The sequence below is a fragment of the Rhodococcus wratislaviensis genome (assembly GCF_900455735.1).
Taxonomy (GTDB): domain Bacteria; phylum Actinomycetota; class Actinomycetes; order Mycobacteriales; family Mycobacteriaceae; genus Rhodococcus_F; species Rhodococcus_F wratislaviensis.
The window spans coordinates 960,130-975,150 of record NZ_UAUI01000001.1; the positions used below are offsets into that span (position 1 = coordinate 960,130).

The window sequence follows — 15,021 nt, forward strand, 5'->3', positions numbered from 1 at the left end:
CGTCTCCTCATCGGATGACCGAGTCGATCCACTCGAGCGCTCCCTCGACGTCGTCCACCGTTGCCGTCCCCGACGGCAACGGTGGACGACGGATCATCAGGACCGGAACGCCCAGATCACGGGCGGCGTCGAGCTTCGCGTCGGTCTGACCGCCGCCGCTGTTCTTGGTGACCAGGGCGTCGATGCGGTGCTCACGCATCAGCGCTATCTCGTCGGGCACCGCGAACGGCCCGCGGGCGAGGAGCAGCGTCGACTGCGGCGGCATCGCCACGTCCGGTGGATCGATCGCGCGGATGAGGAACCACAGTGCCCGCAGGCCGGCGAACGCGCCGACACCCTGCCTGCCGATGGTGAGGAAGACTCTCGTTCCCAGGTCGGGAAGCAGGGCGGCCGCGTCGGCGAGGTCGGTGGCGCGGTGCCAGCGTTCGCCGGGGCGCGGACACCATTCGGGGCGCCGCAGCACGACGAGCGGTATCCCGCGACGGTGCGCGGCGTCGGCGGCGTTGCTCGTGATCTGCGCCGCGAACGGGTGCGTCGCGTCCACGATCGCGTCGACGGGATGTGCGCGCAGCCACTCGTCGAGTCCGTCCGCTCCCCCGAATCCGCCGATCCGCACGTCACCGACGGGCATGCGAGGATCGCGGACCCGGCCGGCGAGAGAGGACACCGCGTCGACGCCCGGAACGTCCGCGAGTGCGGCGGCGAGCGCCCGGGCCTCCCCGGTGCCGCCGAGGATCAGGATCCGTGCCACGCTCAGTGGGTGGTGCGCTCGCGGGTGGCGGAATACAGGTAACTGTCCGGAAACCCCTCGGCAGCAAGCACTTTACCGACGATCACCACGGCGGTCTTCGTGACGCCCGCCGCCTTCACCTGCTCGGCGATCGTGGCCAGGGTGCCGCGGAGCACGATCTCGTCGGGACGCGACGCGAACGCGACAACCGCGGCGGGACAGTCGCGACCGTAGTTCTCGGCGAGTTCCAGGGCGATCTGATCGATCCGGTGCGCGCCCAGGTGCACCACCATCGTGGCACCGCTGCGGCCGAGGGAACGCAGGTCCTCTCCCTCCGGCATCGCGGTGGACAGCGTGGACACCCGGGTCAGCACGATCGACTGCGAGACACCGGGAACGGTCAACTCCCGCCCCAGCGACGCCGCCGCGGCGGTGAACGCCGGCACCCCGGGCACCACGGTGTACGCGACGCCTGCGGCCTCGAGCCGGCGCACCTGTTCGGCGACGGCACTGAAGATCGACGGGTCACCCGAATGCAGGCGGGCGACGTCCTGACCGGCCGCGTCCGCCTCGATCAGCAGGGCGACGATCTCGTCGAGACTCAGTCGCGCCGTGTCGATCACCCGCGCACCCTCGGGGCATTCCGCCAGGAGTTCCTGCGGGACCAGGCTGCCCGCATACAGGCAGACGGGGCTCGCCGCGATGATCCGCTGCGCGCGGACCGTGACCAGGTCGGCCGCGCCGGGACCTGCCCCGATGAAGTACACCGTCATGCCGCATCACCTTTCGACTGCTTTGTCACCGACCACTGCGCCACCGGCAGTTGCGGCCGCCACGCGGTGAACCCGCCGAGCGGCTCACCGCGGTACACCTGAAACTTGCGGAGCTGCCCACCGCATTTCGAAAACCACTGCAGCAGAAGTGCTTCCGATTCCGCCGTCACCGCGTTGGTCACCATGCGGCCGCCGACCCGGAGCCGCGACCAGCACTCCTCGAGCAGACCGTCCTGCGTGACGCCACCGCCGACGAAGATCGCGTCCGGCGTGGACAGTTCGGGTGGCACGTCCTCGAACGCTGCGGGTGCGTCACCGAACACTTCGAGAGACGGCACCCCGAGCCCGGCCGCGTTCGACTCGATCTGGCCGACGCGTGCCGCGCTGCGCTCGAAAGTCACTGCCCGGCAGAGGGGGTGGGTACGCATCCATTCGATCGCGACGGTGCCGGACCCGCCTCCCACGTCCCACAACAACTCCCCCACCGCAGGTGCGAGGGCACACAACGTCAGGGCGCGGATCTCGTGTTTGGTCATCTGCCCGTCGCCCGTGAACGCGACGTCGGGCAGTCCTGGCATCCGGGTCAGCCGGAGGGTGCCGGAGTCGGCGCGGCAGTCGATCGCGATCACGTTCAGCCGTGCCCCCGGCTCGTGTGACCATGCCGACGCCGTGCCGTCGAGCCTCGACTCGTCGGGTCCGCCCAGTTCGCCGAGCACGCTGAGCCGCGACGGTCCGAACCCGTGTTGCGTCAGGAGTTCGGCGACGGCGGCGGGGGTGTGCTCGTCGCGGCTCAGCACGAGCAGTCGCGCGTGCTCTCCGAGTGCGGGCAGGAGGGTGTCCACGGGCCGGTTCACGAGACTGACCACTTGTGTCTCGTGCGCCGCCCAGCCCAGCCGGGCACACGCCAGGGTGGCCGAGGACGGGTGCGAGATCACCCGCACCCGCTCCGCGCCGAGCAGGTCGACGAGAGTGACGCCGATGCCGTGGAACATCGGGTCTCCGCTGGCCAGGACGCACACCCGCCGGCCGTGGTGCTGTTCGAACAGGCCCGGCAGCGCGGGGACGAGCGGCGACGGCCAGGCCACCCGCAGTGCCGGCGACTCGGGGATCAGGGCCAGCTGACGCCCGGACCCCATCACGACGTCGGCGGCCTGGATCTCGCGACGCGCGGACGGCGACAGACCGTCCCACCCGTCGGCACCGATCCCGACGACGACGATCGGGTCGATCATCGCGGCATCCGGCGCCAGACCGCCTGCGGCAGCAACCTCATGACGAAGAACACCGGGCGCAACCGTCCCGGCACCCACACTCGGCTCGCACCGCGGTGCAGGCCCCGCACGACCGCGTCCGCGACCTGTGCCGGTGTGCTCGACATCGGCGCCGGCGACATCCCCTCGGTCATCCGGCCGATCACGAAACCGGACCGGACGAGCAGGAGGGAGACACCGCTGCCGTGGAGGGCGTCACCGAGACCGGAGGCGAACCCGTCCAGGCCCGCTTTCGCCGACCCGTACACGTAGTTGGCGCGGCGCACGCGCACGCCCGCGACGGACGAGAACACCACGATCCGTCCCGACCCCTGTTCCCGGAGCAGGGTGGCGAGATGCGTGAGCACACCGACCTGCGCGACGTAGTCGGTGTGGACCACCGCAACGGCGTGCCGTGCGTCCCGCTCAGCGCGCGCCTGATCGCCGAGAATGCCGAACGCCAGCACCGCCACCGACAGCGGGCCGTGCGTTTCCACCACGGACCGCAGCAGCTTCTCGTGGCTGTCGAGGTCGTCGGCGTCGAATTCCACGCAGTCCACCGAGGACGCGCCCGCGCCGAGCAGGGCCTGCCGTTCGGCGGTGAGTTCGGTGCTGCGGCGGGCCGCGAGGACGATCGTGCGGCCGGGCGCGAGCCGGGAGGCGATCTCGAGGCCGATCTCGCTGCGACCACCGAGGAGGAGTACCGCCCCGTCGTCGCCGGGCTTGCCGCTGTTCTTCTTCGATCCCAGGCTCACCCGTCCAGTGTCCTGGATTACCGTCGGGGCATGGACCGCACCCCCACCACTCCGATCCGCCTGACCGACGCGGCGCTCGCCTTCCTCGGCGAATACCACCTCGGAACGCTCACCACGCTCCGCAAGAACGGCACCCCGCACGTCGTCGCCGTCGGCTTCACGTGGGATCAGGAGCACGGGCTGGCGCGGGTCATCACCAACGGCTCCTCGCAGAAGGCCCTCAACGCCGAACGCGGAGGATACGGCGCGGTGAGCCAGGTGGACGGACCGCGCTGGATGACCCTGGAGGGCCCCGCCCGGGTACTGACCGACCCCGAGTCCGTCGCCGACGCCGTCGCCCGCTACGCGGCCAGGTATCGCCAGCCCCGGGTGAACCCGACCCGTGTGGTCGTGGAGATCGCCGTCAGCCGCGTACTCGGCTCGGCTGCGCTGCGTCACCACTGAACCGCAGCTTCCACGGGACCAGTGCGGACTCGATCTGCACGGCGAGACTCATCTTGGACACGCCGTCGGTGCGCTCCTCGAACCGGATCGGGACCTCGGCGATGGTCATGCCTCGCTGCACCGTGCGGTAATTCATCTCCACCTGGAACGCGTACCCGTTGCTCTGCACACCGTCGACGTCGATGGCCCGCAGGGTGTCCGCGTGCCACGCCTTGAACCCGGCGGTGGCGTCCTTGACGCGCAACCGCAGGATCGCGTTGACATAGAAGTTCGCCCACGCCGACAGCGCCTTGCGATGCCAGGGCCAGTCGCTGGCGACCGCGCCGCCGGCGACGTAGCGGGAGCCGAGCACGACGGCCGCGTCCGTCGTCGCCAGGGTCTCCACCATCCGCGGAATGGCCTCGGTGGGATGCGACAGGTCGGCGTCCATCTGGATCACGATGTCCGCACCCTCGGCCAGCGCCCGGGTCATCCCGGCGACGTAGGCCCGTCCGAGGCCGTCCTTCACGGTCCGGTGCAGGACCCCGACCGGGATCGGACCGCTCTGCGCGAGCGTGTCGGCGACCTCACCGGTGCCGTCCGGCGAGTTGTCGTCGACGACCAGCACATGCAGGTTCGGAACATCCAACGCCGCGAGAAGCTCGACGATCTTGGGCAGGTTGTCGCGTTCGTTGTAGGTCGGTACGACGACGGTTACCTTCGGGGCGACGCTTTCCATGACACCTTCGCGTGATCTGTGATCCCGACTCCCCGCAGACGTGCAGCGGCGAGTGCGGTCGTGAACAAATGGGAGATGTTACTACCCGCGCCGCACCGCCCCCGCACGCTCCCGGTCCTCAGCCGGGAAGAACCGTCAGCCCGTGCGGCCGGGTGTTGACCGGCTCACAGCCGTCGGCGGTCACGATGACGATGTCCTCGATCCGCGCACCCCACTCCCCGCGGAAGTAGATGCCCGGCTCCACGCTGAACGCCATGCCCTCGGCCAGTTCGATCGCGTTACCCGACACGATGTACGGCTCCTCGTGCACCGACAACCCGATTCCGTGCCCGGTCCGGTGCACGAACACCTCGGCCAGGCCCTGCGCGGCCAACAGGTCGCGGGCGGCCGCGTCGACCGCCTCGGCGGTGACGCCGGGACGCACCAGGTCGACGGCCGCCGCCTGCGCCTCCTCGAGTACCGCGAACTTGGCGGCCACACCCGGATCGGGCTCACCCATGCTGTACGTGCGGGTGGAGTCGGAGTTGTAGCCGGGTTCGACGGGTCCGCCGATGTCGATGACCACGACGTCACCCGATTCGACGACCCGTTCGGACACCTCATGGTGCGGGTCGGCGCCGTGTGGTCCCGAGCCGACGATGACGAACGCCGCCTCGGTGTGCCCCTCCGCGAGGATCGCGGCGGTGATATCCGCCGCCACCTCGGCCTCGGTGCGGCCGACCTTCAGGAACTCCCCCATGCGGGCATGGACCCGGTCGATGGCCTGACCGGCCCGGCGCAACGCGTCGATCTCCGCGTCGTCCTTGACCATCCGCAGCTCCCGCAGCACCCCGGTGGCCAGGACCGGTAGCGCACCGAGCGCCTCCGAAAGCGGAATCAGGTGCAGCGCAGGCATCGCATCGGTGACGGCGGTCCGGGCAGGCGACGGCAGCAGTCCCGACACCAACGCGTACGGGTCCACCCCGTCGACCCAGTCGCGGATCGTCAGACCGAGTTCGGACGCGGCCGACTCGGTGAGCGACGCCAGTTCGAGCCGCGGCACGACCACGGACGCGGTGTCACCGTTCGCGGGAATCACCAGGCAGGTGAGCCGTTCGAACGACTCCGCGCGCGAACCCAGCAGATACCGCAGATCGGGTCCGGGCGTGATGAGGAGGCCGTCGAGTCCGGCGTCGCGGGCCAGTGCGCCTGCGCGGGCGATCCGGTCGGCATAGATGGTGGTCGGGAAGCGTGAAGTCGATGCGCCGAGGGAACTCATGGCTTCAGGCTAAACCGGTTTGGCAGGATGAGGGTCATGACAGGGCCTCTGCTTCTCCTCGACGGTGCCAGCCTGTGGTTTCGCGCGTACTACGCGCTACCCGACTCGATCACCTCACCCGACGGTCGATCCGTCAACGCGGTGCGCGGGTTCACCGACATGGTGGCCGCACTGATCACCAAGCACCAGCCGTCGCGGCTCGCGGTGTGCCTCGACCTCGACTGGCGGCCCGCGTTCCGCGTCGAGGCGGTGCCCACCTACAAGGCGCACCGGGTCGCCGAGGACACGGGCGGGGCGGAGGAAGAGGTACCCGACACCCTGTCGCCGCAGGTCCCGATGATCCTGGATGTCCTGGCCGCCACCGGAATCGCGACCGCCGGTGCCGAAGGCCTCGAAGCCGACGACGTGCTCGGCACCCTGGCCGCCACCGAGACCCGCGACACGACCATCGTCGTCACCGGGGACCGCGACCTCCTGCAGGTCGTCACGGACGACCCGGTGCCGGTGCGGGTGCTGTACGTGGTGCGCGGCCTCGCGAAGGCCGAACTGCTCGGGCCGGAAGAGGTGGCAGCCAAGTACGGGGTGCCCGCCGACCGGGCAGGCGAGGCCTACGCCGAACTCGCCCTGCTGCGCGGCGACTCGTCCGACGGGCTGCCGGGAGTGAAGGGAATCGGCGAGAAGACCGCGTCGAGCCTGATCATGCAGTACGGATCGCTCGCCGCCCTGCGGGCCGCCGCAGTCGATCCCGAATCCGACATGGCGAAGGGTGCGCGCGCGAAATTCGCCGCCGCAGCGGACTATCTCGACGCGGCACTGCCGGTGGTGCGGGTGGTACGGGACGCGGATGTCGAACTGTCCCGCGAAGACACGCTGCCTGCCGAACCGGTCGATACGGACCGGCTCGGCAGGCTGGCGGAGGAACTCGGAATCGAGAATTCCGTCGGCCGCCTCACGGCGGCGCTGAAAAAGGTGGCCGCCGCACGGGTTCCGTGACGGCCGGGTGAGCCGCCTAGCTCGGGCGGCTCACCTCGTACGTGCCCTTGTCGTCGGTGAAGGTGAGAGTGACCTGCTTCTTCTCGCCGTCCACGGTGAGACTGCACGTGAAGCTGTTGCCCTTCTTCACTTCCTGATCCGCGGGGCAGGTGACACCGGACACGTTCTCGGCGCCGTACGAATCGGTGACGATGCGCTCGACACCGTCCTCGGCCGCCTTCTGGTCGAGGGTGTCCGTGCCGAACACCGTGAACGCGAGCACCAGGGCGATACCCACGATCACCAGCAGTGCCACCACACCGCCGATGATCAACGGCAGCTTCGACTTCCCCGACGACGGCGGCTGCCCCCACTGCTGCTGGCCCTGGGTCGGGCCCCACTGCTGCGGCTGGCCCGGTTGCTGACCCCACTGCGGCTGCCCGGGCTGCTGCCCCCACTGTCCCGGACCCGGCTGTCCGAGCTGACCGGGTTGCGGCTGCTGACCCCACTGCGGCTGCCCGGGCTGCTGGGGGTGCTGACCCCACTGCGGCTGCCCGGGCTGCTGAGGCTGACCCGGTCCCGGCTGTCCCCACGGCTGGGCGGGCGGCTGCTGACCGTACTGCGGCGCCCCGTACTGGCCGCCGGTCTGGTCAGGGTTTCCCTGGCCCGGTTGCTGTCCCTGGGCCCATTGCCCGTTCGGGTCGTTCGGTCCGTAAGGGCCGCTCATCGTCGCCTCCCGCTCACGTGTCAAGTTTTGTACCTACCGTAACGCCCCACCATCGGATTCGGGCCTTCGGACAGCGTGCGAATCCAACCACACGGCGTCGGATCACGCAGCATCCACGGCGACGACACCGCGGCGGATCGCCGCGACCGCACGACCTGCGGCCTTGCCGACCTCCGGATCGGGGGACGTCGACCGGACCTGTTCGAGCAGGTCGATCACCTGCCTGCACCACCGCACGAAGTCGCCTGCAGACAGCGCACGCCCCTGATCTCCTGCCGCGATCAGCGCCTCGACGAGCGAATTGTCGCTCGCCCAGTGGAAGATCGCGGCAGCGAAGCCGAGGTCCGGCTCACGGGTGGGGGGCAGTTTGTGCCGGATCTCGTCCGCCCGCAGCTCCCGCCACACCCGCACGGTCTCGTCGAGGGCGTGCCGCAGCGCTCCCGGACCGCCGCTTTCGACGGTGTCCCCTTCACGGCGCGATTCGAAGATCACGGCGGACACGACGGCGGCGAGCTCCGCGGGCCCGAGACCCTTCCACACACCCTGCCGGAGGCACTCGGCCACCAAGAGGTCGCTCTCGCAATAGATTCGACTCAGCCGGGTGCCGTGTTCGGTGGCGTCGGGGTGTTCGCCCGGCGAGATGTAGTCGCGCTCGGCGAGCAGCGACAGGATGCGATCGAACGTGCGCGCCAACGAGTTCGTCGTGGCAGCCGCCTTCTGCCGCATCGTCTCGGTCTCGCGGGCCAGCCGGTTGTAGCGCTCACCGATCCGGCTGAGCTGCTCGCGGTCCGGCCAACTGTGGCACGGGTGCTGCCGGATGGCGCGCCGCAGCCGCGCGATCTCGGCGTCGTCGGTGGCTGCACCCGACTTCTTACGCTTCCGGCGACCCGGCGCGACGATTCCGGTGCTGCGCAACGCCGATGCCAGATCGCGTCGTACCCGGGCGGTGTGGTGGTCGAAGCGCCGCGGCAACCGCATCGATCCCAAAGACCGTGCGGGCTCCGGGAAGTCGCCGGCCGACACCCGGCCCGCCCACTTCGCCTCGGTGAGGATCAGCGGCTTCGGATCCGTGGGGTCCCGGTCCGGTTCCAGCACCACGGCCAGACCGGAGTGCCGTCCCACGGGGATGGCGATCACGTCGCCACGCCGCAATGCGACGAGCGAGGCGACCGCGGCGTCCCGGCGTTCGGTCCGGCCTGCCCGTTCGAGTGACCGCTCCCGGCTGCTCAGCTCTTCCCGCAGGCGCGCGTACTCGAAGTACTCGCCGTCCTCGCCGCCCAGCCGTTCGCGGAGCGTGGTGAGCGCGGCCTCGTTGCGTTCGATCCCCCGCGTCAGGCCGACCACGGACCGGTCCGCCTGGAACTGGGCGAACGACCGCTCGAGCAGGGCCCGTGATTCCGCCGCGCCCATGCGATCGACCAGGTTGATGGTCATGTTGTAGCCGGGACGGAACGAGCTGCGGAGCGGGAACGTGCGGGTGGAGGCCAGCCCGGCGACGTCCACGGGTTCCACCCCGGGCTGCCACAGGACCACCGCGTGCCCCTCGATGTCGATGCCGCGACGTCCGGCCCGGCCGGTGAGCTGCGTGTACTCCCCGGGGGTGAGTTCGGCGTGCGCCTCGCCGTTGTACTTGACGAGGCGTTCGAGGACGACCGTGCGGGCGGGCATGTTGATGCCGAGCGCCAGCGTCTCGGTGGCGAACACGGCCCGGACCAATCCCTTGACGAACAGTTCCTCGACGGTCTGCCGGAACGCGGGCAGCATCCCCGCGTGGTGCGCGGCGAGGCCCCGTTCGAGCGCCTTGCGCCATTCCCAGTACCCGAGGACCTCCAGATCTGCCTTCGGCAGTTCCGCGGTGTGGGCGTCGATGATGGTCCGGATCTCGGCGACCTGCTCGGGCGTCGTCAGATCGAGGCGGGACCGCAGGCACTGTGCCAGCGCGGCGTCGCACCCGGCACGGCTGAAGATGAACGTGATCGCCGGGAGAAGCCCCTCGTCGTCGAGACGGGAGATCACTTCCGGTCGGGGCAGCGGCCGGAAGTCGCTGGAGAACCCGCGGCCGCCGCCTCGGCGTCCCCTACCCCGCGACTCCCACGAGTCGGCCCGCTCGAGGGCCTGCCGCTGTTTGACGTGACGGACCAGATCCTGGTCGACCACCAGATCCTTGCGGGCGTCCCCGCTGCGCGCCCTCGTGTCGAACAGGTCGAACAGCCGCTTCCCGACCATGATGTGCTGCCACAGCGGGATCGGGCGGTTCTCGTCGACCACGACAGTGGTGTCGCCGCGCACCGTTTCCATCCACGCACCGAACTCCTCGGCGTTGCTGACGGTCGCCGACAGGCTGACGAGGCGGACGTCCTCGGACAGGTGCAGGATCACCTCTTCCCACACGGCCCCACGGAACCGGTCCGCCAGGAAGTGCACCTCGTCCATGACGACGTGGGACAACCCGCGCAGCGCCGGGGAGTCGGCGTACAGCATGTTCCGCAGCACCTCGGTGGTCATGACGACCACCGGGGCGTCCGAGTTGATGCTCGAATCTCCGGTCAGCAGCCCGACGGTGTCCTTGCCGTACCGCCGCACCAGCTCCGCGTACTTCTGATTGCTCAGCGCCTTGATGGGTGTGGTGTAGAAGCACTTGCGCCCGGACGTGAGCGCCAGGTGCACGGCGAATTCGCCGACCACGGTCTTTCCCGCACCGGTCGGGGCGCAGACGAGTACGCCGTGGCCGCCCTCGAGCGCGCGGCAGGCGTTGATCTGGAAGGGGTCGAGCACGAAGCCGAGCTGCGCCGAGAACACATCGAGTTCGGTGCCGCCGGTCGTGTCACCTGTTGTCACTGCCACCCCGTCAGATTGTCACAGGGTGTCGGAGAAGTCCTGACCCGGTGTGTTGCTGCCGGTCGTGCTCGCGTCGTCGGTCTTGTTCGCGCGGCCGGACTTCCCGGACTTGCGTGACCTCCGGAATCGGCCCGCCGGCTCGGGGACCGGTGTGGCGGCAACGTCGAACGCCTCGTTCAGGTCCGAGGGCGCGGCGATCGTCGACGCCTCGTCGTCGTCGAGAGCACCCCACTCCTGCTCCGTGCGACGGGCCTTGCGGCGGTCGTTGATGCGGGCGATCTGCACGGCGACCTCGAACAGCAGGGTCAACGCGAACGCGAGGGCGAGCATCGAGAACGGGTCCTGCCCGGGGGTGGCGATCGCGGCGAACACGAACAGGGCGAAGATCAGGCCGCGGCGCCACGCCTTGAGCTTCGCGTAGGGCAGGATGCCGACGAAGTTCAGGGCGACGATGAGCAGCGGGATCTCGAAGCTGACTCCGAAGATGATCAGCAGGTTGATGATGAACCCGAAGTATTCCGCGCCGCCGAGTGCGGTGATCTGGACGTTGTCGCCGATCGTCAGCAGGAAGTGCAGGGCCTTCGCGACGACCACGTAGGCGAGGACGGCGCCCGCGATGAACAGCACCGCGCCGGACACCACGAAGCCGATCGCGTAGCGGCGCTCCTTCGCGTAGAGGCCGGGGGTGATGAACGCCCACAGCTGATACAGCCAGATGGGGCAGGCGAGGACGATGCCCGCCGTGAGCGCGACCTTGAAGCGGAGCATGAACTGCTCGAACGGTCCGGTCGCGAGGAGGCGGCACGACCCGTCGCTGGTCAGGTCGGCGCGGCTCGACGCCGGCAGCGAGCAGTACGGCCCCTGCAGGAGCTCACCGAGGCTCTCGATCCCGAGAATCTGGTGGGAGTACCAGTAGAAGCCCACCGCGGTGGTGACCAGGATGGCCAGCACCGACAGGAGCAGTCGCGTCCGCAGCTCGTAGAGGTGATCGACCAACGACATGGTGCCGTCGGGATTGGTCCTCCGCTTGCTGGTGCGCGGATCGAACGGAATTCGCACTGTTGTTCGCCCTAGTCTTGGTCAGCAGGCAACCGGGGTGAAGAGTCACCCCGGTTGTCAGGCGGCTCGGGCTACGCCGACTTGGGCTCGGTGTGTTGCGGCTGCACCGGCGCCGGAGGGGTGACCGGTGCGGCGGTGGTGTCCGCCACGGGCAGCTCGGCGGGCGCGCTCTGCTGCGCGGTGGGCGCCGGCGTGCTGTTGTCGTTCTGCATCTCCTTGACCTCGCTCTTGAAGATGCGGAGCGAACGGCCGAGTCCACGAGCCGCGTCGGGCAGCTTCTTGGAACCGAACAGGATGATGACGACCAACGCGACGATGGCCCAGTGCCAGGGGCTCATGGCTCCCATGATGAAACCTCCAAAAGATCAGGTGACCCTGATGCTACCGGACATACACGGCACCGGTCCGGCCGAAACCGGCTAGTTGCGCTGCCGTTTACCTGTCGCTTTCCTGAGTGCTCACTGTGAGCGCAGATCGGCGAGCAGGGCGTCCCCGGACCAGTGCCGGTTCCCGCCCGCCTCGGCCTCGCGGACCAGTTCGACCAGCCTCGCGTTCACCGGCGCGGCCCTGCCCGACGCCGCGGCCAGCCGCACGATCTCCCCGCTGATCCAGTCCACTTCGGTCCGCCGGCCCGCTTCGAGGTCGTCCCACATCGAGGATCGTGCGTGCGGGTCGATGGCCAGCATCCGGCTGCCCGCCACCCGGAACACCGCGTCCGGGACGGTCAGCAGCCGGGGAATCCACTGCGGCGGCAGCGGTGTGAGCTTGGCGACAGCGATGCCGCGGGCGGTCAGGAGAGCGAGCGCTTCCCGCTGCGCCAGGGCGACCGCGCGCCGGAACGACCGCTGCGACAACTCCTCGCGGAGCGGCAGGCCGGACAGGGCGTTGACCGCGTTGTTCAGGTTGAGCAGCAGCTTCGCCCACTGCACCGAGCGGAAGTCCGCACGTGCGTGTAGCGGCAACCCGGCGTCGTCGAATACCCGCTCGAATGCGCGCACCGCCGGATGCTGCTCGATCTCGAGGTCGCCCTCGGAACTCTGGTGGAAGTGCCCGCCGCCGCGGTGCACCACGTTGAACGGGACCATTGCCGCGAGGACGACCTGCTCCGGCAATGCCGCACGCAGGGTGTCTGCATTGCCCAGCCCGTTCTGCGCACTGACCACAACCGTGTCGGAACCGATCGCGGATGCCAGCGCGGCACCCGCGTCCGGTGTCCCCGCCGATTTCACCGAGACGACGACGAGGTCGGCCGTGGCCGCCGACGCGGGGCCGGTGGCGAAGCCGATCCCGGAGGCACCGACCCGGATGTCCACTCCGTGCAGGTCCGTCAGCCGCAACCCGTGTTCGCGGATCTCCGCGCCGACGCGCTCCCGGCCGATCAGGGTCACCTCGGCGCCGGCCGCGGCGAGCCGGCCCCCGAGATAGCATCCGATGCTGCCCGCGCCGAAGACGCTGATCCGCAGCGGACGTCCGTCGCCGTTCATGCCTCGACGGCGTCGTAGGCCGACAGCGCCTCCACGGCCCGGCGGCGCACCTCGTCGACCAGTTCGGCCGGTTCGAGGACCGTGATCCCGGCGCCGAAACCGAGCACGAGCCGGGCCATCCACTCGAGCGCCCCGTAGCTCATGCTCGCCTCGACCGAGCCGTCCGCGGCAACCGCCCGGACATCCATCGGGTAGTAGTCGAGCACCCACACGCAGTCGGCGCCGATGTGCAACCGGGCCTGGGGAAGGGACGCGTCGCCGCTGAACAATTCCAGGTTGGAATCCCGCACGAGGGCCTGCGCCGGCGGTGTGGACGGCTCGTCCAGCTCGGTGGCGGCGTCGATCCGGTCGAGCCGGAACAGCCGGACCCCCTCGGCCTGCCGGCACCACGCCTGCAGATAACTGTGGTTGTCGACCAGCACGATCCGCACCGGATCCACGGTGCGCTCGGTGACCCGGTCCCGGGACGCCGAGTAGTACGTCAGGTGGAGTGCGCGCCGATGATGGAGCGCGGACCGCACCGCGGCGGCGATGGGATCTTCCGCGACGTCCTCCACCGCATCCCGCTCCGACGCCGGCGTCACCGCCGCGCGGGCCGCCGCGGTGCCCGCGGCGTCCTCGATCTTGGCGATGGCGCTGTGCGCCGCGGACGGATCGACCATGCCCGGCATCTCCACCAGCGAACGCAGGGCAATCAGCAGGGCGGTCGCTTCTGTGGACGTCAACCGCAGCGGGCGGTCGATGCCCGCCGAGAACGTCACCTCGATGCTCTCCTCGGAGAACGAGAGGTCGATGAGGTCGCCGGGACCGTAGCCGGGCAGGCCGCACACCCACAACTGGTTGAGGTCGGACATCAGCTGGGTGGTGGTGACGCCCAATTCGGCGGCGGCCTCGGCCGCGCTCATCCCGGGGTTCGCGATGAAGTACGGCACCAGGTTGAGGAGCCGGGACAGCCTCGACGACAGCCTGTTGCTCACGACGTGCCCCCTTCCCCTGCGGCGTCCTTCAGCTTGGTCAGCACGTCGTGGCGTAGTTCGGGCGGATCGAGGACCAGGGCGTCCGCACCGTGGCCCGCGACCAGCCGCGCGATCCAGTCCCGGGAGCGGACCGGGATCCCGAGCACGGTGCCGCTGCGCTCGTTCACCCGCTTCTCCTCCGCCGTGGTCGCCAGTCGGCGCAGTTCCTGGGCTCGGCCCTCGGCCACCCACACGGTGGCGGTCCCGGTGACCTCCCCCGAGCCGGTGACCCGGTCGACGATCTCCCGGAGGTCGACGCCCGCCGGTTTGTGGACGACCCCGGACGGTCCGAACTCCGTCACGTCGTCGCCGATCCGCGACAGCCGGAACGTTCGCACGGCCTTCCTGTCGACGTCGTGACCGACGAGGTACCACCGGCCGTGCGCGGTGACGACACCCCAGGGTTCGACGGTGCGCTCGGTGTACGGCTCGTTGAGGGCGCCGCGGTGCGGGAAATGCACGGCGCGGCCGGCATCGACCGCCGCCAGCAGCTTGCCGAGCGCCGGTTCGGAGCCTCGGGTGCGGGCGGGGACCGCCGTGATCGGGGTTGCCGCCGAATCCGGATCCACCTGCACGCCCGCTGCACGCAGCTTGAGCAGTGCCCCCTGGGCCGCGGACGTCAACTCCGGGGACTCCCACAACTGGACGGCCACCGCGACCGCCGCCGACTCCTCCTGGCTGAGGTCGATGTCGGGAAGCTCGTACGCGTTGCGGTTGATGCGATAGCCCTCGACCGTCGAGAACCGCGATGCCTGCCCGGTCTCGAGCGGAACACCGAGATCCCGGAGCTCGTTCTTGTCGCGTTCGAACATGCGGCTGAACGCCTCGTCGCTCGCGGAGTCGGCGTACCCGGCAACGCTCTCGCGAATCTTCTCGGCGGTGAGGAACTGTCTGGTGGACAACAAACAGATCACCAGGTTCATCAACCGCTCGATCTTGGAAGTCGGCACGCCCGGAAGCCTAGTGGGTGAGCCCGTTACGGACTCCCACAGCGCCG

15 protein-coding genes are annotated in these 15,021 nt (G+C 69.8%); 2 read left to right on the forward strand and 13 right to left on the reverse strand.

Translation table 11 applies throughout. From position 1 onward, the window contains the following. Positions 1-7: 7 nt before the first annotated feature. From DTA22_RS04385 to DTA22_RS04400, 4 genes are read right to left on the reverse strand one after another with little or no spacing between them, the layout of a single operon-like run. Positions 8-751: a cobalt-precorrin-6A reductase gene (locus tag DTA22_RS04385; RefSeq protein ID WP_112298592.1), complete on the reverse strand. Its 744-nt coding sequence runs from the start codon at positions 749-751 to the stop codon at positions 8-10. A 2-nt stretch (positions 752-753) separates the two neighbouring features. Further along, complete coding sequence (cobM, locus tag DTA22_RS04390; RefSeq protein WP_037229548.1) at positions 754-1,503, reverse strand: precorrin-4 C(11)-methyltransferase; 750 nt, start codon at positions 1,501-1,503, stop codon at positions 754-756. Continuing rightward, a complete protein-coding gene (gene cbiE / locus DTA22_RS04395) occupies positions 1,500-2,735 on the reverse strand; it encodes a precorrin-6y C5,15-methyltransferase (decarboxylating) subunit CbiE (RefSeq protein WP_112298593.1) in 1,236 nt (411 codons plus the stop codon). The genes cobM and cbiE overlap by 4 nt, the downstream gene beginning before the upstream one ends. Beyond that, entirely contained in the window at positions 2,732-3,508 is a 777-nt protein-coding gene (locus tag DTA22_RS04400) for an SDR family NAD(P)-dependent oxidoreductase (protein ID WP_112298594.1), read from the reverse strand. The genes cbiE and DTA22_RS04400 overlap by 4 nt, the downstream gene beginning before the upstream one ends. A 30-nt stretch (positions 3,509-3,538) precedes the next feature. Here DTA22_RS04400 and DTA22_RS04405 point away from each other — a divergent pair, with 30 nt between their 5' ends. Further along, the gene (locus tag DTA22_RS04405) at positions 3,539-3,952 is read left to right on the forward strand and encodes a TIGR03618 family F420-dependent PPOX class oxidoreductase (RefSeq protein ID WP_037229546.1); all 414 of its coding nucleotides are present in this window, start codon (positions 3,539-3,541) and stop codon (positions 3,950-3,952) included. Here DTA22_RS04405 and DTA22_RS04410 read toward each other — a convergent pair. Both DTA22_RS04410 and DTA22_RS04415 read right to left on the reverse strand, forming a co-directional pair. Beyond that, the gene (locus DTA22_RS04410) at positions 3,912-4,670 is read right to left on the reverse strand and encodes a polyprenol monophosphomannose synthase (RefSeq protein ID WP_037229544.1); all 759 of its coding nucleotides are present in this window, start codon (positions 4,668-4,670) and stop codon (positions 3,912-3,914) included. The genes DTA22_RS04405 and DTA22_RS04410 overlap by 41 nt on opposite strands. 118 nt (positions 4,671-4,788) lie before the next feature. Beyond that, entirely contained in the window at positions 4,789-5,928 is a 1,140-nt protein-coding gene (locus tag DTA22_RS04415) for a M24 family metallopeptidase (RefSeq protein ID WP_016880747.1), read from the reverse strand. A 36-nt stretch (positions 5,929-5,964) separates the two neighbouring features. Between DTA22_RS04415 and DTA22_RS04420 the strand changes: the two genes are divergently transcribed. Then, the gene (locus tag DTA22_RS04420) at positions 5,965-6,921 is read left to right on the forward strand and encodes a 5'-3' exonuclease (protein ID WP_037229541.1); all 957 of its coding nucleotides are present in this window, start codon (positions 5,965-5,967) and stop codon (positions 6,919-6,921) included. A gap of 16 nt (positions 6,922-6,937) precedes the next feature. Here DTA22_RS04420 and DTA22_RS04425 read toward each other — a convergent pair whose 3' ends face one another. The 7 genes from DTA22_RS04425 to DTA22_RS04455 form a co-directional block, all read right to left on the reverse strand. Beyond that, complete coding sequence (locus DTA22_RS04425; protein WP_112298595.1) at positions 6,938-7,627, reverse strand: DUF4333 domain-containing protein; 690 nt, start codon at positions 7,625-7,627, stop codon at positions 6,938-6,940. A 102-nt stretch (positions 7,628-7,729) separates the two neighbouring features. Further along, the gene (locus DTA22_RS04430; protein WP_037229718.1) at positions 7,730-10,465 is read right to left on the reverse strand and encodes a DEAD/DEAH box helicase; all 2,736 of its coding nucleotides are present in this window, start codon (positions 10,463-10,465) and stop codon (positions 7,730-7,732) included. Positions 10,466-10,483: 18 nt separating this feature from the next. Further along, entirely contained in the window at positions 10,484-11,524 is a 1,041-nt protein-coding gene (gene tatC, locus DTA22_RS04435; RefSeq protein WP_037229539.1) for a twin-arginine translocase subunit TatC, read from the reverse strand. 71 nt (positions 11,525-11,595) lie between these two features. Further along, positions 11,596-11,871 carry a Sec-independent protein translocase subunit TatA gene (gene tatA, locus DTA22_RS04440; RefSeq protein WP_005242971.1) on the reverse strand — a complete coding sequence of 92 codons (276 nt, stop codon included), beginning with the start codon at positions 11,869-11,871 and terminating at the stop codon, positions 11,596-11,598. Between the two features lie 111 nt (positions 11,872-11,982). After that, a complete protein-coding gene (locus DTA22_RS04445; RefSeq protein WP_112298596.1) occupies positions 11,983-13,008 on the reverse strand; it encodes a 2-dehydropantoate 2-reductase in 1,026 nt (341 codons plus the stop codon). Then, on the reverse strand, positions 13,005-13,985 hold the full coding sequence (locus tag DTA22_RS04450) for a helix-turn-helix transcriptional regulator (protein WP_037229535.1): 981 nt from the start codon (positions 13,983-13,985) through the stop codon (positions 13,005-13,007). Before DTA22_RS04450 ends, DTA22_RS04445 begins: the two co-directional genes overlap by 4 nt. Then, positions 13,982-14,974 (reverse strand): helix-turn-helix transcriptional regulator, encoded by a 993-nt coding sequence (locus tag DTA22_RS04455; protein ID WP_112298597.1) that lies wholly within the window; start codon positions 14,972-14,974, stop codon positions 13,982-13,984. The genes DTA22_RS04450 and DTA22_RS04455 overlap by 4 nt, the downstream gene beginning before the upstream one ends. Positions 14,975-15,021 lie beyond the last annotated feature (47 nt).

Excerpts from the sequence above, each read along its gene's own strand:
- cobM (WP_037229548.1), bottom strand. The coding sequence starts at position 1,503 with ATGACGGTGTACTTCATCGGGGCAGGTCCCGGCGCGGCCGACCTGGTC.
- cbiE (WP_112298593.1), bottom strand. The coding sequence starts at position 2,735 with ATGATCGACCCGATCGTCGTCGTCGGGATCGGTGCCGACGGGTGGGAC.
- DTA22_RS04405 (WP_037229546.1), top strand. The coding sequence starts at position 3,539 with ATGGACCGCACCCCCACCACTCCGATCCGCCTGACCGACGCGGCGCTC.
- DTA22_RS04410 (WP_037229544.1), bottom strand. The coding sequence starts at position 4,670 with ATGGAAAGCGTCGCCCCGAAGGTAACCGTCGTCGTACCGACCTACAAC.
- DTA22_RS04415 (WP_016880747.1), bottom strand. The coding sequence starts at position 5,928 with ATGAGTTCCCTCGGCGCATCGACTTCACGCTTCCCGACCACCATCTAT.
- DTA22_RS04420 (WP_037229541.1), top strand. The coding sequence starts at position 5,965 with ATGACAGGGCCTCTGCTTCTCCTCGACGGTGCCAGCCTGTGGTTTCGC.
- DTA22_RS04425 (WP_112298595.1), bottom strand. The coding sequence starts at position 7,627 with ATGAGCGGCCCTTACGGACCGAACGACCCGAACGGGCAATGGGCCCAG.
- tatA (WP_005242971.1), bottom strand. The coding sequence starts at position 11,871 with ATGGGAGCCATGAGCCCCTGGCACTGGGCCATCGTCGCGTTGGTCGTC.
- DTA22_RS04445 (WP_112298596.1), bottom strand. The coding sequence starts at position 13,008 with ATGAACGGCGACGGACGTCCGCTGCGGATCAGCGTCTTCGGCGCGGGC.